Origin of the sequence: Parvibaculum indicum (assembly GCF_011762095.1) — a bacterium.
Taxonomy (GTDB): domain Bacteria; phylum Pseudomonadota; class Alphaproteobacteria; order Parvibaculales; family Parvibaculaceae; genus Parvibaculum; species Parvibaculum indicum.
The window spans coordinates 1-19,387 of sequence record NZ_JAASQO010000002.1; the positions used below are offsets into that span (position 1 = coordinate 1).

16 protein-coding genes are annotated in these 19,387 nt (G+C 63.1%); 11 read left to right on the forward strand and 5 right to left on the reverse strand.

Annotated features, from left to right (window positions below; all coding sequences use genetic code 11):
- A partial coding sequence (locus FHS78_RS02465; protein ID WP_167089979.1) for a class I SAM-dependent DNA methyltransferase occupies window positions 1-2,364 on the reverse strand: 2,364 nt, incomplete at its 3' end.
- Between the two features lie 118 nt (window positions 2,365-2,482).
- Here FHS78_RS02465 and uvrB point away from each other — a divergent pair.
- Together uvrB and FHS78_RS02475 are read left to right on the forward strand one after the other, a co-directional pair.
- Window positions 2,483-4,840, forward strand: a complete 2,358-nt coding sequence (uvrB, locus tag FHS78_RS02470; protein WP_167089981.1) for an excinuclease ABC subunit UvrB — start codon at window positions 2,483-2,485, stop codon at window positions 4,838-4,840.
- A gap of 27 nt (window positions 4,841-4,867) precedes the next feature.
- Window positions 4,868-5,215 (forward strand): cupin domain-containing protein, encoded by a 348-nt coding sequence (locus FHS78_RS02475; protein ID WP_167089983.1) that lies wholly within the window; start codon window positions 4,868-4,870, stop codon window positions 5,213-5,215.
- 132 nt (window positions 5,216-5,347) lie between these two features.
- On the opposite strand, the gene FHS78_RS02480 is transcribed toward FHS78_RS02475, so the two are convergent.
- Together FHS78_RS02480 and FHS78_RS02485 are read right to left on the reverse strand one after the other, a co-directional pair.
- Window positions 5,348-5,755, reverse strand: a complete 408-nt coding sequence (locus FHS78_RS02480; protein WP_167089985.1) for a hypothetical protein — start codon at window positions 5,753-5,755, stop codon at window positions 5,348-5,350.
- A 93-nt stretch (window positions 5,756-5,848) separates the two neighbouring features.
- Window positions 5,849-6,745, reverse strand: coding sequence for a TauD/TfdA dioxygenase family protein (locus FHS78_RS02485; RefSeq protein ID WP_167089987.1), 897 nt, complete (start codon window positions 6,743-6,745; stop codon window positions 5,849-5,851).
- Between the two features lie 133 nt (window positions 6,746-6,878).
- Between FHS78_RS02485 and FHS78_RS02490 the strand changes: the two genes are divergently transcribed.
- Both FHS78_RS02490 and FHS78_RS02495 read left to right on the forward strand, forming a co-directional pair.
- Window positions 6,879-7,703 (forward strand): helix-turn-helix domain-containing protein, encoded by an 825-nt coding sequence (locus tag FHS78_RS02490; RefSeq protein ID WP_167089989.1) that lies wholly within the window; start codon window positions 6,879-6,881, stop codon window positions 7,701-7,703.
- An 8-nt stretch (window positions 7,704-7,711) separates the two neighbouring features.
- A complete protein-coding gene (locus FHS78_RS02495; protein WP_167089991.1) occupies window positions 7,712-8,281 on the forward strand; it encodes a Rossmann-fold NAD(P)-binding domain-containing protein in 570 nt (189 codons plus the stop codon).
- A gap of 149 nt (window positions 8,282-8,430) precedes the next feature.
- Here the strand turns inward: FHS78_RS02495 and FHS78_RS02500 are convergent, their stop codons facing one another.
- Window positions 8,431-9,675, reverse strand: coding sequence for a GNAT family N-acetyltransferase (locus tag FHS78_RS02500; protein ID WP_167089993.1), 1,245 nt, complete (start codon window positions 9,673-9,675; stop codon window positions 8,431-8,433).
- A 188-nt stretch (window positions 9,676-9,863) separates the two neighbouring features.
- Window positions 9,864-11,645 (reverse strand): cation:proton antiporter domain-containing protein, encoded by a 1,782-nt coding sequence (locus tag FHS78_RS02505; protein WP_167089995.1) that lies wholly within the window; start codon window positions 11,643-11,645, stop codon window positions 9,864-9,866.
- Window positions 11,646-11,943: 298 nt separating this feature from the next.
- Here FHS78_RS02505 and FHS78_RS02510 point away from each other — a divergent pair, with 298 nt between their 5' ends.
- From FHS78_RS02510 to moaD, 7 genes are all read left to right on the forward strand, one after another.
- Window positions 11,944-13,023, forward strand: coding sequence for a calcium/sodium antiporter (locus FHS78_RS02510; RefSeq protein ID WP_167089997.1), 1,080 nt, complete (start codon window positions 11,944-11,946; stop codon window positions 13,021-13,023).
- Entirely contained in the window at window positions 13,020-13,793 is a 774-nt protein-coding gene (locus tag FHS78_RS02515) for an SDR family oxidoreductase (protein WP_167089999.1), read from the forward strand. The genes FHS78_RS02510 and FHS78_RS02515 overlap by 4 nt, the downstream gene beginning before the upstream one ends.
- A 65-nt stretch (window positions 13,794-13,858) precedes the next feature.
- Complete coding sequence (gene folB / locus FHS78_RS02520; RefSeq protein ID WP_167090001.1) at window positions 13,859-14,266, forward strand: dihydroneopterin aldolase; 408 nt, start codon at window positions 13,859-13,861, stop codon at window positions 14,264-14,266.
- Between the two features lie 522 nt (window positions 14,267-14,788).
- Complete coding sequence (locus FHS78_RS02525; RefSeq protein WP_167090003.1) at window positions 14,789-16,348, forward strand: zinc ribbon domain-containing protein; 1,560 nt, start codon at window positions 14,789-14,791, stop codon at window positions 16,346-16,348.
- A 42-nt stretch (window positions 16,349-16,390) separates the two neighbouring features.
- The gene (gene uvrC, locus FHS78_RS02530; protein ID WP_167090005.1) at window positions 16,391-18,346 is read left to right on the forward strand and encodes an excinuclease ABC subunit UvrC; all 1,956 of its coding nucleotides are present in this window, start codon (window positions 16,391-16,393) and stop codon (window positions 18,344-18,346) included.
- A gap of 91 nt (window positions 18,347-18,437) precedes the next feature.
- A complete protein-coding gene (pgsA, locus tag FHS78_RS02535; protein WP_167090006.1) occupies window positions 18,438-19,070 on the forward strand; it encodes a CDP-diacylglycerol--glycerol-3-phosphate 3-phosphatidyltransferase in 633 nt (210 codons plus the stop codon).
- Window positions 19,067-19,318: a molybdopterin converting factor subunit 1 gene (moaD, locus tag FHS78_RS02540; protein WP_167090008.1), complete on the forward strand. Its 252-nt coding sequence runs from the start codon at window positions 19,067-19,069 to the stop codon at window positions 19,316-19,318. Before pgsA ends, moaD begins: the two co-directional genes overlap by 4 nt.
- The last annotated feature ends 69 nt before the right edge of the window (window positions 19,319-19,387 follow it).

Genomic DNA, 19,387 nt, shown 5'->3' on the forward strand with positions numbered 1-19,387 from the left:
TGAAGGAGATGCCACTGCGCATCCTTCAAGACTCGCACGCAACCGCTCGAAAGGGAATCCCAAACCGGACTCTTTCGTTCCAATCAATCCACTAGAAAGCCCTTCATTAGCCAACAGCGGCGTAGCAGAAGCCAAATCCGCACCTATCGTAAAATTCGACCAGATCACGCCCTGTCGTACATCGAACTCCACAGTCGGGGTATCCGTGTTCAGCCCATGCTCGGCGATCGAGGTGAAGAGATAACCCTGCGACGGACCGGGCACGCCCACCGTCATGGCGATGCGCACGGCGGCCTTGTCCGCGCTTTTGAGCCAGGGGTGATCCGGCACGGCAAAGGCCAGCGCGAGCGGTTTCTTCGCATTCATGTGATGCTCGATCACCCGGCGCGAGAAAGTCTGCGTGATGGAATTGGTGGTGATAAGGCCGAAACGCCGCGCCTTCTCCAACCGCACCAGCTCCGCCGCGTGATCCCAGAAATGCATGACGAAATCCGCGCCGCCCGGAATATGCGGCCGCGCAGCCCAGATCGCCTCGGCATAGCCGCTGCCCATTTCCGCCCTGATGTCCTTGCCACCGAGAAACGGCGGATTGCCGACGATGAAATCCGTTTCCGGCCAGTCCGCCGGGCGCGGGTTCGAATAGCGATAGGTTTCGATGCGCGCCGTCTCGTCCGGCACCTCCTCGCCTGTGACGGGAGACCGCTTCATCGTATGCCCGTCCCAGCGGGTGACGGGATTGCCGTCCTCGTCGCGCAGCAGCTCCCGCCCGTCATAGGCGAGCACGGCGTCCTGTTCCCTGATATTCTTGAATGCCTTCAGCACGGGCTCTGAAATGGCGGCCTGACCGCCGGTGCGGATCTGCCATTTGAGGAAGCCGATCCAGAGCACGAGATCGGCGATCTGCACCGCGCGCGGATTGATCTCCAGCCCGAGGAACTGGTGCGGGTCGATGGTATGGCCTGACAGCTCCAGCAGGTACTGGCTCTCACCCAGACTTTCCAGATAGTCCAGCACCTCGCCTTCCAGCCGCTTCATCAGCTCCATGGAAACGTAGAGGAAGTTCCCCGTGCCGCAGGCGGGGTCCAGCACCCGCGTCTGGCAAAGCGCCTGATGGAAACCGCGCACGGCGTCGCGCGCCTCGTTTTCCTTGCCCTCATTCAGAAGCTGCTCGGCTTCCGCCTGCGCGTTCTTCCAGTCGTCGGTCAGAGGGTCGATGATGGTGGGGACCACCAGCCGCTCCACATAGGCGCGGGGCGTGTAATGCGCGCCGAGCTTGTGGCGTTCCCGGTCGTCCAGCGCGCGCTCCAAGAGCGTGCCGAAAATGGCGGGCTCCACATCCTTCCAGTCGCGCTTGGCGGCGACCCAGAGCTCGTGGATTTCATCCGCATCGAGGTCGAGCGCCGTGGGATTGGCGAAGAGACCGCCATTGAAGCGCTTCACCACCTCGTTGATGACGCCGGTATAGCCGCCCGCATTCATCGCCTTCCAGAGATCTTCCATGGCGAAGCGGAATTTGTCCGGCGTGTCCTTCATCTGTTGCAGGAGATTGGTGAAGGCCCCTTCCGGCAGCAGGCGCACATCCTCCGCGAACATGGTGAAGAGGCAGCGCATGAGGAATTCGGCCACCGAGCCCGCATTGTTGCCGCGCGCTTCCAGCGTCTTGGCGACCTTGGCCAGCCGCTCCGCAATGTCGCGCGTGACCTCGGCGGATTTGCGCGCCGGGTCGAGCGAGAGGGGATCGGTCCAGACGAGACGCAGGCGCTCGCGCACATCCTTGTCGCGCAGATCCTCCAGCATGATCCGGTAGGAGCGCCGGTCCGGGAACTGGGCGTAGTTCTTTCCCTGCCGTGCGAAATCCGCGTAAAGCTCGATGCAGTGCCCCACATCGGCCACGATGAGGAAAGGCGGCCAGCCATGCTCGCGCGGCAGCGCCTTGGCATAATCCTCCGCCTGGCGGCGCGCATTGACGAGGGCGGCATCCCAGCTCTTGGTGCCGCGCCGCGCCGTGCCGGTTTTCACCTGCGTCGCATCCTCCGGCAGGAGCCCCATCTGCGCATCGTCCCGATTGACGGCAAGGCCGGCGCGCTTGGCGCTCTGCTTGGCTTCCAGCACGAAGCAATTGCGCTTGTAGAGATCGATGAAGCCGGAACTCTGCGTCCCGTTCGGATGCTTGAAGGACACCGAGCGCTCGAAGACGTAGTCGTTCAGCCGGTTTTCCTGAACGGCCGGGCGCGGCTCCTCCACGCCGAGCAGATGGCACAGATCGACCAGAAAAAGCTGATAGTTCGCCCGTTCCGCCCCGCTGGAGGCCGCCCATTTTTCGATAAAGGCTTCTACGGCCCCGTTTTCCTCTTCCGCCGACACGCGCTGGCGCCCCCCGATTCCCCAGGCTGAGACAAGGCGTTCAGTCTGCCTGCCAGCGTGGACCGGTCAAGCCCCGCGCCCTCTGGATAATCGCCCCGGCCCGCGCCATATTGGGGGCATGGCACGAGGTAATTTCAAATCTTTCGGGCGCGGCTCCGAGCCGGTTCCGACGCGGGAGAATGGCGGGCTGTCGGAAGGGCCGGCGGGGCGTTTTACGCCTGAAAACCGCGAGGCGCTGGCGCAGGCCGACCGCGATTCATGGGCCGGCGCGCTGAAAGGCGATCCGGCGAACTGGCCGCTTTTCGAGCCGCACCGCCCCGACCGTCCGGAGAAATCCGAAGGCGGCATCAGGCTCGACCTCGTTTCGGAATATCAGCCCGCGGGCGACCAGCCGGAAGCCATCAAGGAACTGGTGGCGGGCGTGGATGGCGGCGACCGCGACCAGGTGCTGCTGGGCGTCACCGGCTCCGGCAAGACCTACACCATGGCGCAGGTGATCTCGCGCACGCAGCGCCCCGCCCTCATCCTCGCGCCGAACAAGACGCTGGCCGCCCAGCTCTATGGCGAGTTCAAGAGCTTCTTTCCGAACAATGCGGTGGAGTATTTCGTTTCCTATTACGACTACTACCAGCCGGAAGCCTATGTGCCGCGCACCGACACCTATATCGAGAAGGAAAGCTCGATCAACGAGCAGATCGACCGGATGCGCCACTCCGCCACGCGCGCGCTTCTGGAGCGCGACGACGTCATCATCGTGGCGTCGGTGTCGTGCATTTACGGTATCGGCTCGGTGGAGACCTACTCCGCCATGACCTTCACCATCAAGCGGGGCGAAAAGCTCGACCGCACCCAGCTCATCGCCGACCTCGTGGCGCTGCAATACAAGCGCAACGACGCGGCCTTCGGGCGCGGCACCTTCCGCGTGCGCGGCGACACGGTGGAAATCTTCCCGGCGCATTACGAGGACCGCGCCTGGCGCGTCTCGCTGTTCGGCGACGAGGTGGAAGACATTGTCGAGTTCGACCCGCTGACCGGCCAGAAGACCGGCAAGCTCGACCTCGTGAAGCTCTACGCCAACAGCCATTACGTGACGCCCAAGCCGACGCTCAACCAGGCGATCGAGGAAATCCAGCACGACCTTCAGGTGCGCCTGCAGGAGCTGAAGGGCCAGGGCAAGCTCCTGGAAGCGCAACGGCTGGAACAGCGCACGCAATTCGACATCGAGATGATGCAGGCGACGGGAAGCTGCGCGGGCATCGAGAACTATTCGCGCTATCTGACGGGCCGCAAGCCCGGCGAGCCGCCGCCCACCCTCTTCGAGTACCTGCCCGACAATGCGCTGGTCTTCGCCGACGAAAGCCATGTGACCGTGCCGCAGATCGGCGGCATGTTCCGGGGCGACTACCGGCGCAAATCGACGCTGGCGGAATACGGCTTCCGCCTGCCCTCCTGCGTGGACAACCGGCCCATGCGCTTCGAGGAATGGAACGCGATGCGGCCGCAATCGGTGTTCGTTTCGGCGACGCCCGGCCCCTGGGAGATGGACCAGACGGGCGGCGTCTTCGTGGAACAGGTCATTCGCCCGACGGGCCTGATCGACCCGGTGACGGAAATCCGTCCCGTCGCAACGCAGGTGGACGACCTCATCGCCGAATGCCGCGAGGTGGCCGCGAAGGGCAGCCGCGTGCTGGTGACGACGCTCACAAAACGCATGGCGGAAGATTTGACGGAATACATGCATGAGCAAGGCATCCGCGTGCGCTACATGCATTCCGACATCGACACGCTGGAGCGCATCGAGATCATCCGCGATCTGCGCCTCGGCGCCTTCGACGTGCTGATCGGCATCAACCTCTTACGCGAGGGCCTCGACATTCCCGAATGTTCGCTGGTCGCCATCCTCGACGCGGACAAGGAAGGCTTCCTTCGGTCGGAAACATCGCTCATCCAGACCATCGGCCGCGCGGCGCGCAACGTGGACGGGCGCGTAATCCTTTACGCGGACGAAGTGACGGGCTCGCTGGAACGCGCGCTGGCCGAGACCACCCGCCGCCGCGAAAAGCAGCTCGCCTACAACACCGAACACGGCATCACGCCGGAATCGATCCGCAAGAATATCGGCGACATTCTCGAAAGCGTCTATGAGCGCGACCATGTGCGCGTGGACACCGGCACGAGCGGCGACACGGAGCTGGTCGGCCACAATCTGCGCGCCCATATCGAGGACCTGGAAAACCGCATGAAGACGGCGGCCGCCGACCTCGAATTCGAGGAGGCCGCCCGCCTGCGCGACGAGATCAAGCGGCTGGAAGCGACGGAACTGGCGATCTCCGACGACCCGATGCAGCGGCAATCCGCCATCGAGGACCGCGTGGCGAATGCGGGCGGCAAGAAAGTCTCCGGCCGCTCGACGTCAGGCAAACCCGGCACACGCGGCAACAAGAACAAATACCGCAACAAGGGCAAGAAGCGGTAAGCGCCTCCCCTTACACAGGAAATGCCCATGACCGCCCTCATTCCCGTGAACGCTGCCACGCCCGCCGAACCGGGAGAGCCCGCCGCCGACCGCGTGCTCGCGGGCACGCCGGTTAACCGGACATGGAACGCTTATGCCTCGGAGGACGGCAGGTTCTTCTCAGGCATCTGGGAGAGCGAGCCCGGCAAATGGGAGATCGACTATAGCGAGCACGAGTTCTGCCACATCCTGGAAGGCGAAAGCGTGATCGCCGACGAGGCGGGCACCGAAACCCGCGTCCGCGCCGGCGACGCCTTCGTCATCCCGGCGGGCTTCAAGGGCACCTGGGAAGTGGTGACGAAAACGCGGAAGCATTACGCGATTTACGAGGCGTGACGGCTAACCCATATCCCGGTGTCACCCCGGCCCTCCTTACATGAGAAGGTGGCCGGGTCTCACTCGCAACGGTTCCTTGCCGCAGATGCCAATGGATACCCGCTTTCGCCGGGATGACACCGTATAGAGGGATCAACCCCCCATCACATATTCCACGACATCCTTCGCATCGAAAACGAGCGACACGATCATCGTCGCAAGTGCCAGGGTGAACCAGACGCCGTAGAGACTACGTTTCTCGACCTGCGGCCAGCGCTTGAAGAAATAGATCACCACCGGCGTCCAGAGCACGAGATGCGTTGCGCCCCAGAGCTTGTTCCAGCCGACCGTCATGCCGAGCGCCATGGTGGCGATGATGGTGAGCACGAAGGACAGAAAGAGCCAGCGCGCTTCCACGCGGAAGAAGGACGCAATGAAGCTGCCGAGAAACAGCACGCCCATCATCCAGTACATCCAGAGCTGCACCCAATAGGGCAGCGCCGCGATATAGGCGTCCTGCGAAGCCTGCGCTGCCTGCAGCGCCGAAAAGAAATCAGCCATCCCGCTCTCCTGCCCGTGATTGTGCGTCACATCAGAGGAAGAGAGCCGGATGGCTGCAAATCACGTTTTCGTCATTGCGCCTGTCGCGCCCAATCAGCGGGACGGCCGTCCGCCGACAATGGAGACGCGTTCGCCGCGGCGCGAATGGGGGTAGTAGTCCCACACCGCATGGTGCTGTACGCAGCGATTGTCCCAGAAGGTGAGCGTGTTGGGCGTCCAGCGCACACGGCACTGGAACACCGGATTGACCTCCAGATGGCGCCACAGCATTTCCAGCAGCGCATCGCTTTCGGCTTTGGCCAGCCCGTCGATATGCGTGGTGAAGCCGCGATTGACATAGAGCAGCTTGCGGCCCGTTTCCGGGTGGCGCGTGATCACGGGATGTTTGGTCTTCGGCCAACCGCCCTCCGGCGCGGCGATGCCATAACTGCCGGAATAGGGCTTGGCGCCGTCATGCACCGCGTCGAGCCCTTCGAGGAAAGCCTTCATCGCGGGCGACAGCGTTTCATAGGCCTCATAGGCGCTGATGAAGCAGGTATCGCCGCCGCAGCCGATCTCCGGCGTCTCGGTGATGTAGAGCATGGAGCCGAAAGGCGGCTCCTCGTCGCAGGTGACGTCTGCATGCCAGCCCTCGCCCGCCACATAGCGCGAATTCTGGTCGGCAATGATCGGCAGGATGTTGGGGTCGCTCTCCTCACCCGCATGACCGGGCTTTGCATCCTTCTTGTGATAGGGGTGCGTATGCAGCGTGCCGAAATAGCCGGCGAAACGCTTGTGGTCCTCGCGCGAAATCTCCTGATCGCGAAAAACCAGCACGGAATGATCGGCAAAGGCCTGCTTCACTTCCATGAGCTGCGCATCGGAGAGCGGCTGCGTCAGGTCGAGCCCCTCCACTTCCGCGCCCAGCACGGGCGTCAGCGGCGCCACTTCGATCGTCTTGTAGTCCCGCTTCTCGTCGGTGCGGGCGGTCCGGATCTGGGCCTTGGCCATGATGTTTCCTCCGTCTCGGAACCTCGATTGACCGCGAGGCTAATCCCGGGGGACTGGAAAGCGTCAGTCATAAGTCCCATTATTCCGTTGAACGGAACAGCTGCCGAACAGGCCGAATGGGAGGAGACCGCCGATGAGCGAAGCGACGAGAGCGCCGGTGGCGCGGGCGTTGAACGTGCTGGAAGCGATGAATGCCGCGCATTCGCTGCATCTGGGCGAGATCGCCGAGCGCGCATCCCTGCCGAAATCGAGCGCGGTGCGCCTGCTCGACCAGCTGGTCGAGGCCGGCTATGTGGAAAAGCTTTCGCGCAGCGCAGGCTACCGCCTCACCTCGCGCGTGCAGCGCCTGTCATGGGGCTTCCGCCTGTCTGACGCCGTGGTGGAAGTCGCCGAGCCATTGATGCGCGAGTTCACGAAGAAGCATCGCTGGACGCTTTTCATCGGCGTGGCGGAAGGCGACCGGATGATCGTGCGTTACGGCACGGTGGCCGAAAGCCCCGTCGCCATCGACCCGCTCATCTATGAAGCGCCGACACCCTTCCTGCTCGGTGCGCTGGGGCTGGCCTATCTCGCCTTCTGCCCGGACTGGGAAAGACGCGCCATCATCGCGCGGCTGGGCCGGTCCAGATCCGCGACGGACCGCCTCGCCCGCAACCCGGACGATGTGATGCGAATCTTGAACGGCATACGCAAGAGAGGCTATGCCCTGACGAGCGACGAAGTCCGCCAGCTCGCAAACACCAGCCCGAAAAGCGCGGCGGATGGACGGCGCCGGGTGACGGGCATGGCCGTGCCCGTCATGCGGGGCGACCGTGTGCTGGCAACCGTCAGCCTGCGCTTCATGCGCTCCGTCATCGGCGAGCAGGAAGCGGCAAAGACACTGCTGGAGCCGCTGCGCGATCTCGCCCGCGACATCGAAATCGAGACACACCGCCTGACCGACGCCGGAAGAGAATAGGAAAAGAAATGTCCGACACGAAAACAACCGCCCTGCTCATCGGCACCACGGGGATGCTGGCCGAAGCGGCCCGCGAAGCGATCGCCCGGGCGGACAAGGCGGTCATCGTCTCCCGCAAGGCAGACGAGTTCCTCTATGGCGAACCGGAGCTGGACGAAAAGCTGGTGCCGCTCGCGCTCGACTATGAGGACACGGCCCGTTTCATTACCGAGATCGAAAAGCACGGCCCCTATGACATCGCGCTCACCTGGATCCGGCCCCGGGCGGAACTGATCCGCGCCGCGCTCGACGCGACGATGGCCCAGGGCGGGCTTCTGGTCGAGGTCATGGGATCGCGCTCGATCCTGCTTGGCAAGGACGGAACGCCCTCGATCGCCGAAACGCGCGCCCATGCGCTGGCCGCTCAGCCCGACATCACCTATGCGCAGGTGATCCTCGGCTTCAAGATCGAGGAGGAGGGGACATCGCGCTGGCTGCATCACCACGAAATCAGCGCGGCGGCAGCCGCCCAGCTCGACGATCCGATCCCGCGCCGTATCGCAGGCACGCTGGAGCCCTGGGAGAAAAGGCCGTCGTGAAGGAAATGGCCCCACCCTTCGAGACGGGCCTGACGGCCCTCCTCAGGGTGAGGAGCAAATTCAGAACCAAACCCTCATCCTGAGGAGCGGCGAAGCCGCGTCTCGAAGGATGCAGGCCTGTGCCACCCCACCCGGCACTTCGTCCCGACCTACCCGCCCTTCACCGCCGCGCGCAGCCGGCGCAACGTGCCGAAGACTTTCGGATTGCGCTTGATCCGCCGCTTGGCGGCGAGCCCGCCATTAATGGCAAGCACCGGCACCATACCCTGAAGGCTGGCGGAGGCGACATGGTTCACCATGCGCATCGGCTCGTCGCAGAAGCTTGCCTTGTAGGGTAGATAGCCGACGGACAGATCGTAAACCGTCAGTCCACGGTCGATACTGGACTGGAGATGCTTCAACAGATGAAGCCGTCCGGGCGACAGTTTCGAATGTTCGCCCATCTCATAAGTATGCACCATCAGCGTCGAGCGGCCATGCCAGACATGGCTGATGGAGCCTGACAGAAACTCCCCGTCGAGACGCAGCACCGCCACTTCCAGCAGGCGCCGCTCTTCGGGAAGGTCGGCCAGCGCGCGCCAGGCCGCGCGATGCGCCGGATCCTGGAAAATGGATGAAATCCCCTGCGCGGCAAGCTGCTCCGCCTTGCGCGTCAGAATCTCTTCGGTCATTTCGACAAGCTCGTCGCGCGACTGCGCGATTTCGAACGTCACCTCGCCTTTCGCTTCGAGCTTGCGCAGCTTGGAGCGGTCCATACGCCGCGTCTCGGCACGATAGCGTTGCGTCAGGTCCTCGAAACTGTCGGGCAGATCGAAAAGATAGGCATCGTCCGGCGCCTCGGCCCCCGGCAGGACGGCGAAGGGATTGCGCAACTCGCCCAGCATGGCCGGCTGGTTCTCGAACACGACATAGTCGAATGCGGGCAGCGCGCGCTTCATCTGCTTCCACAGCACCGGAAACCCGCCCTCCGGCATCTGCTTCCAGAAATCGCGCGCAATGAGCGGGGCCTTGTAGTCGGCGAGCTTCCCGCCCATCCAGACCAGACGCTTCAGCCCCAGATGACGTTCGATGCCTAAAGGCGCCAGCATGACGGGATGTCCGCCTCGCGAGACGAGCATGATGGCCGGTTCGACGCCTTCATGCCCTCCCACATGCTCGTGCCAGATCGACAGCCAGTCGAAACTCTGAAACGCGGTGCCTGCCGCATCGGCTTCCATCTCGCGCCATGCCTTTTCGGCCTGCGCAAAACTGGAATAGACGGTGATGCCCGACGCATGCGCGACGCGCTGTGCCATTCCCGCGGCGACCGGCGCCCCCCGGCGCGGCGTCGGGCGTGCCGACGCGCCGAAACCCGGCTGAAGCGCCCCTGCGGAACTTTCGTTCGGCTTGCTCATTCTTCCCTCTCCGCTTTGCCCTTCCGGGCACCGAACCGTCCCGTTCTGGAACGGCGCAAGTAAGCTTGCTCTCTCCTCGCAAGCTCTCTGCCAGACGGAAATGCCGGGTCGAACGATAAAAATCGGGAGGAACGCCGCCCCGGACATGGACGCTTGTCCAACTCCGGGACGCGGCGCGGTAGATCGGACTATTTTTCGGAGCTCGACGCGTCCGGGCGCGCCTCTGCCGAACCGCCATTCTCATCCACGCCTATCTCGGAGCGGATGCGCTCGATCATCTGGGAGGATGCTTCCACCGGTGCACCGATGGCGCGCATGACATGGCCTGAAAGCTGAAGCGAGACTTCCAGCGCCTCATGCACCACATGGGTCGCCCCGGCGGCGACAAGCTGCTTCATATGCGCCCGGTCGCGCGCCCGGGCGAAAATCGCAATACCGGGCCACTGATGCCGGATCGCCTCGACCGTGCGATTGGCCGCCGCGACATCGTCCAGCGTGACGACGATGGCGGCCGCACGGCCGATGCCCAGACGCGACAACACCTCAGGCCGCCCCGCATCGCCGTAATAGACATGGGCCCCCGTTTGCCGCGCCAGCCGCGTACGCGCGACATCGAGATCGAGCGCGACATAGGGAATATGCAGCTCCTCAAGCATGGACGAGATGGTGCGCCCCACCCGGCCATATCCCGCCACGATGACATGGCCCGTCAGTTCGCCCAGCGCCGCCGCGTTGCGTTCGCGCTCGCCAGCCTGGGAATCGAGCCAGGCCTCGAGCCGCGCGCCCGCCATGGCAAGGAGCGGCGTCAGCGCCATGGAGATGGCGGTGGCAAGCTGCACAGGCTGCGCGACGCTGGCCGAAACCACGCCATCGGCCGTGGCCGACGAAATCACCACAAAGGCGAACTCGCCGCCCGAGGCAAGCAAGAGCGCCGCGCGCACCGAACAGATACGCGACTGGCCGAAGGCCAGCGTCAGACCGCCGACCAGAAGAGACTTGATGACGAGGAAAGCACCAAGAATGCCGAACACGAGCGTGAAATTGTCGGCCAGCACGTTGAAATCCATGCCCACGCCGACCGAGATGAAGAAGAGCCCCAGCAGCAATCCCTTGAAAGGCTGGATGTCGCTTTCGACCTGATGGCGGAACTCGGTATCGGAAAGCAGGAGCCCGCCGAGAAAGGCACCCAGCGCCATGGAAAGCCCCGCCGCTCCTGTCGCCACCGCCGTCAGCAGGGCGGCAAGAAGGGACAGCGCGAGAAAGAGTTCCGGATTGCGCGTCCATGTAATGAAGCGATAGGCGGAACTGAGTACATAGCGCCCCACCGTCACGATCAGCGCCACTGCGACGACCGCCTTCAGCGTCGCAAACAGCGCCAGCATGACGATGTTCACATCCTCGCCCTTCGCCACATCGGCCAGGATCGTCACCATGACGAGAAGCGGTACGACGGCAAGGTCCTGCATCAGCAGGATCGAAAAGGAGATCTGGCCCGACCGGGAAGCGAACTCGCCCCGCTCGATCAGCAATTGCGTGACGATGGCCGTGGAGGACAGCGCAAGTGCAAAGCCGATCACAGTCGCGCCCGCCGCCGGCACGCCGAACAGCATGAAGACGCCGGTCAGTACGATCCCGCTCAGCATCACCTGCGCCCCGCCCAGCCCGAGCACGAGAGTGCGCATGGCGCGCAGGCGCGTCCATGAGAGTTCGAGGCCGATGGTGAAAAGCAGGAAAACGACGCCCAGCTCGCCCAGCGCGGCAATACCGTCCGAACTTTCGATGATCGACAGCCCGTGCGGCCCGATCAGGGCGCCGATGACGAGATAGCCGAGAACCGTGCTCGCCCGGACATAGTGGAACAGCGGCATCACCATCACGGCCGCGATCAGGAAGATGATGACCTCCCTGATATACGGCACATGAATGTTCCCCGCCGCCTCGGCTATCGCCGCGCTACTCAAATCGTCCAAGGCACCCTTCCCTTTCCGCAATCATGCCGGGACTATCGCAACCTTGCGCGTGTTGCGCCACCGGCCAGACGCATTCCCGGCCCTTTCCGACGTGGATTTTTGCTGGAATCCGGCGCGATCCGCCCCTCGGCGCTGTTGCCCGGTGGACGGCGGCACCATATATGAGACGGACATGCGCCGGATCGGGCGCGCAGGGGTAATGCGGGAAGCAGGAGGATTCTGACATCGTCACAAGCCAGGTACAGATGCGTCCCGGCGAAACGCCGTCCACGCCCGCTCCGAAAGGATGTCGAGCGGCATGACCTATTTCCTTCTCCTGCTCGGCTTCGCGATCCTTCTGGCTTCGGGCGATATCCTGGTCCGCGGCGCAACCGCGCTGGCGGCGCGCTACGGCCTCTCCCCCTTGCTGATCGCGCTCACCGTCGTCGCCCTCGGCACCTCGCTTCCTGAACTGCTGGTTTCGGTCAAGGCCGCGCTGGAAGGCGCGGCAGGCATGGCCCTTGGCAATGTGGTCGGCTCCAACATCGCCAATATCTGGCTGGTGCTGGGCCTGCCCGCCCTGATCTACCCGATTGCCTGCCAGGGCCGATCCATCCCGATGAACGCCCTCATCATGATGGGAGCCAGCTTCCTGCTGATCCTGCTTTGCCTGTTCGGCAGCCTGGGCAAATGGGACGGTGTGATCCTGATCGCCCTCCTCGCAACCTATCTGCTTTTTTCCGGCTGGGATGCGCGCAGCCACCGCCGCAATGGCGGCACGATACTGGTCGACCGGGTCCACCGCATGGTGACCGGCGTGAAGGAAGTCGAGACCGAGATCGAGGAAACGCTCGAAGCCGTCACCCATACCGAACTCAGCACTGCCAAGACCTCGCGCCGCCTCATCTGGGGCATGATCGCCATCGGCGTGATCGGCCTGCCTGTCGGGGCGAACCTCATCGTCAGCAGCGGGACCGAAATCGCCTCCTATTTCGGCGTGTCGGACGCCGTGATCGGCCTGTCGCTGGTGGCGGTCGGCACCTCGCTTCCCGAACTCGCCACGGCCATGGTCGCCGCGATCCGCAGGAACGACGACATGGTGGTCGGCAATGTGGTCGGCTCCAACATCATGAACATTCTTGCCATTCTGGGCGTGACGGCGCTGATCTCGCCGCTGCCGGTGGAGCGCGAATTCCTCTACTACTATCTCTGGATCATGATCCTCGCCGGCGCCAGCATCTTCCCCATGGTGATGACCCGCGGCCGGGTGACCCGATCGGCAGGCGTCTTGTTCATTCTGCTCTATGCGGGTTATCTGGGGCTGACGATCGAGGTGGGGAGCGTACCGACGCTTCCCCTTGTGGACATGCCGGAGGCAGGGGCAACGGTCTTACAGTGACGGGACAGGACGGAAACAAGGGTACGGCGCTGGTCACGGGCGGCGCACGGCGCCTCGGACGTGCCATGGCGTTGTCGCTTGCCGAACGGGGCTATGCCGTGGCGGTGCATTGCCATCATTCGACGGATGAAGCCGCCTCCGTGGTGCAGGACATCCGTTCGGCGGGCGGTCGGGCAACCGCGCTGGCCGGAGACCTCGCCTCGGCCCGCGACGTGGACGGGCTGGTGCCCCGCGCGGCGGAGGCACTGGGCCCCCTCACCCTCCTGGTCAACAATGCCTCGCTTTTCGAGCACGACACCGCCTCGGGAATGACGGCGGAAAGCTGGACCGCGCATCTCGATACCAATCTGCGCGCGCCGGCCTTCCTGGCGCAGAGCTTCGCCATGCAGCTCCCCGACGGCATGGAAGGCAATATCGTCAATCTTGTCGACCAGCGGGTCTGGCGCCCGACGCCGCATTTCTTTTCCTACACGGTGAGCAAGATGGGGCTGTGGGACATGACGCGGGTCATGGCGACATCCTTTGCGCCCCGCATTCGCGTGAACGGCATCGGCCCCGGCCCCGCCATGCGCAATGCACGTCAATCGCCCCAGGATTTCGCCAAACAGATCAAGGGCACGATCCTCGGTCGAGGCACTTCGCCGGAGGAAATCTGCGCCGCACTTCATTTTATCCTCGCCTCGCCGGCCATGACGGGACAGATGATTGCGCTCGATGGCGGACAGCACCTTGCCTGGGAGACCCCGGACGTCGTAGGCATAAACGAATAATCGCGAAATGAGTTGATCGAGGCCCGTTGGGGAGGCGGACCGCCCTCTAACCGGATTGGACCCGAATGAACAAGCCCGACAATGTGACCCCGCTGAAGATTGCCGACGCCGAACGCGCGCTGCGGCATGTATTCGTGCGCGACCTGCTGCTGGACGCCCATATCGGCGTCTACAAGCATGAACTGGGCAGCGCCCAGCCCATCCGCGTGAATGTGGACCTGTCGGTGCGCGAAGCCCTGCATGGCGACGCGCTGGACAATGTCGTCTGCTACGCCACCGTGGTCGAGCGCATCAAGGCCATTGTCGACGAAGGCCATCTCAACCTGGTGGAAACCCTCGCCGAGCGGATCGCAGCGGCCTGCCTGGAAGACGCCCGCGTGCAGATGGCGCGTGTCCGTGTTGAAAAACTTGCCGTAATTCCGGAGGCTGCCAGCGTCGGTGTGGAGATCGAGCGGCACCGTCCCCGCCCCTGACTTCCGCCGCATGCGCGTTCGCCATAACCACATGTCCGGCCAACGCGCTAAAACGCCCAGAAAAGCGCTAATGGATTCAACGGCTTGATGCGGCAGGGTGACGCATACGGATAAATTTTGCACAGCAGCGGACGCCCGCCATTAACCATTTCCGCAGCTGCCATAAATCGCCGGCGTTTGTCATCCTCCCTTGCAAAAAACGAAAACTTTTATCTATTTCAAGAGCTTACGATTCGCGGTGTGTGACAGCTTCTGTCACAAAACCCAAGGATTACAGGATATTGACCTCACACTTGCAGGAATAACCCACAGACTTATCCACAGCTCTTGTTGACGAGATAAGGTCCCGAAAAGGGGTCTCCGGCTACAATGATGAAGAAGCAGGACCGCTCGTGACAATTTGTTCTTGTAATGTTCTGATGCGGGTTTGTATGCTCTCCAGTTGAAAGACGGCAACGCCAATCGCACGTCGCGACGAGGTCACCAGCCTGACCGCGCATCGACGGATCGAAGGAGGCCGGTTTGAAAGATTTGCACGGCCCCGCGGAGGAGATTTTCGTATCTGGGTGCGGGTCGATTCCGAAACCGGCCTCTATTTCCGTGTCTGAAGCGCAGAATAACGGTCTTCTCTCGACCTCCGGCAAGGCCGCCTCCTCGCCCGCGACCCGGGCGCGCGAGTTGTGCGTGACACTGGATCCGGTTTCCATTTCCGGAGATCAGGGTTTTACGCCCTATTGGAACGCGCGCTGCGCGGAGAGCCAATCCATGTGGTGGCTGCCACATCAGGTCGGATCACGCGGTCAGGGGTCACGCTCATCGGCCACATCTTCGAACTTTCAGGAGGCCGCATCGAACTTCTGGAAGAAAACGATCGTGCCGAGCCGGTCGACGTCAAATATCTCGTTGTGCCTATCATTTGCTTCTGCAACTTCTTGCACGGCAAGAGGGCAAGTCAAAGGCACGAGAAAGATCCGGGTCTACCCTCGGGGTGAGAGCTTCTTTTTTGCGCTGATCCGTCAGCAAAGACGGGCCTACAACCTTGCCATCGGGTGCTTCATCGAGGCCGACAAGGGGTTTGTCGACTACAACCACCCGGATCTTCGCAAGATCGAGCTGCGCCGAACCATCCGGGAATTCGTTGCGGCTGAATGCGCAGAACGAGATGAGGCTTTCGTATCGGCATGGTGCGACGAAGCTGTTCTCGCCGCATTCAGAACCCGCGAGGCCGTTATCGGCAAGCGAAAAAATGGCGAATCTGCCGGCTACGCATTTCGGAGCCTCAAGGACCCCCGTCAGCGCTTCTACATCCAGAAGCTCTCCGCCGGGTTCGTCGCCAAACAGCTCTCTCTTTCCGAGGGCTTGCCTCCGGAGGCTTTCGGCAAACTCACGACCATCGTTTTTGAGCGGGGCCAGTGGTTCATCTGCGCTCAAAAGCACATCACCACGATCGGACAAGACGAAATCCAAGCCAGGTCGATCGTGGCCATCGACCCCGGTGTGCGGTGCTTTGCCACCGCATACTCGATGAACCAGACCACCTCCTATGGAGAAGACTTCTACGCATCCCGTGTATTTCCCTTGCTGCTCCAGATCGACAAGCTGATCGGTCAGCGAGCAAGAGCAAAACACGATCAGTGGAAACGGCACTATCAGAAGAAGATCGACCGCCTGGTCCTCCGGATCCGAAACCTGGTCGACGACCTGCATCGTCGTGTGGCTTATGATCTCGTCCAGAGGTTCGATATCATCTTGCTGCCGCGCTTCGAGACGAAGCAGATGTCCTTGAGGCTGGAGCGCAAGATCCGAACGAAGACAGTTCGGTCGATGCTGGGTTTCAGCCATTACCGCTTCAGGCAACACCTTGCATGGATGTGCCGCAAATATGGCAAGCGGCTAATCATCGGCAACGAGGCCTATACCAGCAAGACCCGGTCATGGGACGGGAGCGTGGTTCAAAACCTCGGCGGCGCGAAAACCATCACGGATGGGAAAATATACGTCGACCGGGACATTAATGGGGCGCGGGGCTTCATGCTGCGCGCTCTCTATGGCAACTCAGGCCATTCTCAGGCGACTGCGTAACACTTGTTGCGTTCGTTGCGGGATTAACGGAGTGCGCGCAGAATGACCGACGAACCCGAAAACAGCAGCCCCGGCGCCCCGTCCGGCGGCGAGAAACCCCGAACCGGCGTCGAGGTCATCGCCGATCAGGTGAAACGCCTGCCCGACAGCCCGGGCGTCTATCGCATGTACGACGCCAGGGGAGAGGTGCTTTATGTCGGCAAGGCGCGCTCGCTCAAGAAGCGCGTTTCCAGCTACGCAAAACTGGGCGGCCATACCAACCGCATCGCCCGCATGATCCTCGCCACCGCCTCCATGGAATTCATCACCGTGGAGACGGAAACCGAAGCACTGCTGCTCGAAGCGAACCTGATCAAACGGCTGAAGCCCCGCTACAACGTGCTGCTGCGGGACGACAAGTCCTTCCCCGACATCCTGCTGACCGGCGATCACGACTTCCCGCAAGTGGTGAAGCATCGCGGCGCGCGCACCCGCAAGGGCGACTATTTCGGTCCCTTTGCCAGCGCCGGGGCGGTGAATGCCACGCTCAACGCGCTCCAGAAGGCGTTTTTGCTGCGCTCCTGCTCCGACAGCGTTTTCGAGAGCCGCACCCGGCCCTGCCTCCTTTTCCAGATCAAGCGCTGCTCCGCACCCTGCACCGGCGAAATCTCGAAGGAGGATTACGCCGAACTTGTGAGGGAGGCGCACGACTTCCTGCGCGGACGCAGCCGCAAGACGCAAGGCGAACTGGCCCGGCTGATGGAGGAAGCCGCCGCGGAGAGGGACTATGAAACGGCCGCCGTCTATCGCGACCGCATTCGCGCGCTGACCCAGATCCAGCAGCATCAGGGCATCAATCCGCAAACCGTGGGCGAAGCGGATGTCTTCGCGGCCTATCAGGAGGGCGGTCAGACCTGCGTTCAGGTCTTCTTCTTCCGCGCCGGACAGAACTGGGGCAACCGCGCCTATTTCCCGCGTCATGACAAGGAAATGGGGCCCGAGGACGTGCTCGATGCGTTTCTCGCCCAGTTCTATGAAAACCGCCCGCCCCCCCGCATGGTGCTGCTGAGCCACGACATACCGGGACGCGAGCTGCTGGCGCAGGCGCTCACCCTTCGCGCGGACCGGAAAGTCGCCGTCGGTGTGCCTCAGCGTGGCGAAAAGCGCGAGCTTGTCGAACACGCCATGACCAATGCCCGCTCGGCGCTGGGACGGCGGCTCGCCGAAAGCTCCACCCAGCGCACCTTGCTGGAAGGCGTGGCGGAAATCTTCGGCCTCGAAAACGCCCCGGAGCGCATCGAGGTCTATGACAACAGCCATATTCAGGGCGCGAACGCCGTGGGCGGCATGATCGTCGCCGGCCCCGAAGGCTTCATGAAAAACCAGTACCGCAAATTCAACATCAAGCAGGCGGGCCAGGAGGCCGGCGAATTCGGCGGCGACGATTACGCCATGATGCGCGAGGTGCTGACGCGACGGTTCACCCGGCTTCTGAAGGAGGAAGGCGAGAAAAAGGAAGGCGAGGACCGCAGCGACGCATGGCCGGACCTCATCCTGATCGACGGCGGCGCGGGCCAGCTCAAAATCGCCCTGGAGGTGCTGGACGAACTCGGCATCGACAGCGTGACGGCGGTGGGCGTCGCCAAGGGGCCGGAGCGCGATGCGGGCCGGGAACGCTTCTTCATGCGCGGCAAGCCCGACTTCATGCTGGAGCCGAGAAACCCGGTCCTCTACTACCTGCAACGCCTGCGCGACGAGGCGCATCGCTTCGCCATCGGCAGCCACCGCGCGCGTCGCTCGAAAGCCATCGGCACCAATCCGCTGGACGAAATCCCCGGCGTCGGCCCGGGCCGCAAACGAGCCCTTCTGCGCCATTTCGGGTCGGCACGGGCGGTTTCACGGGCCGGGATTTCCGATCTGGAGGCGGTGGACGGCATTTCCGAAACCCTGGCCCGCACCATTTACGACCATTTCAACGGAAACGCCGGACGCGAAAGCGGCGACACCGCGGGAAAATAGCCGACCGGCCTCAACAAATGCGCTCCGGGTGATAGAATGCGCGGCAAAGCAACGATGCCCGTTCATATCGGGCGAACAGGCGCGCGAGACCATGGCGACCAATCTTCCCAACCTGCTGACATATTTCCGCATCCTTCTGGTGCCCCTCGTGGTGATCGCCCTGTATCTGGAAGAGGATGCGGGCAACTGGACGGCGCTGGCCCTGTTTGCGATGGCAGGCATTACCGACTGGCTGGACGGTTACCTTGCCCGCGCCTGGAACCAGACCTCCAATCTGGGCCGGATGCTCGATCCCATCGCCGACAAGCTGCTCGTCGCCGTGGTGCTGCTGGCGCTCACATGGCAAGGCACGATTGCCGGCTATTCGCTCTGGGCGGCGATCATCATCCTGTGCCGGGAAATCCTGGTTTCGGGGCTGCGCGAATATCTGGCGGGCCTGCGCGTCAGCGTGCCGGTGACGCAGTTGGCAAAATGGAAAACCGCGATCCAGATGGTCGCCCTGGCCTTCCTGCTGCTGGGCCCGGCGGGCGACCGCATCGTGCCGGGCATTACCGAATTGGGGCTGACGCTCCTCTGGGCCGCGGCGATCCTGACCCTTTATACGGGCTATGACTATTTCCGCGCCGGGCTACGGCATATCGACGATACGCGCCCGCCGGAACGCCCCGCCGGCGCTCCCGCGACCCCAGGCGGGAGCGCGGCCAATGGAGACGCCGCGCCATGAAACTTCTCTACTTCGCCTGGGTAAAACAGAAGACCGGCAAGGCGGAGGAAGACGTCACGCTGCCGGCCGGGATCGCAGATGTAACCGGCCTCATAGACTGGCTGCGCCGGCGCGACGAAGGCTATGAAGCCGCGTTCGAAGACCTGAAGGTCATACGCTGCGCGATCGATCAGGAACACGCCGATCTCGATGCCTCGATCGCAGGCGCGCAGGAAGTGGCCTTCTTCCCGCCGGTGACGGGCGGATAGTTGACAGGCCTCGTCCTTAGAGACGGCCCTTCGGGCCTCCTCAGGATGAGGCGCAATGTCAGAACCAAA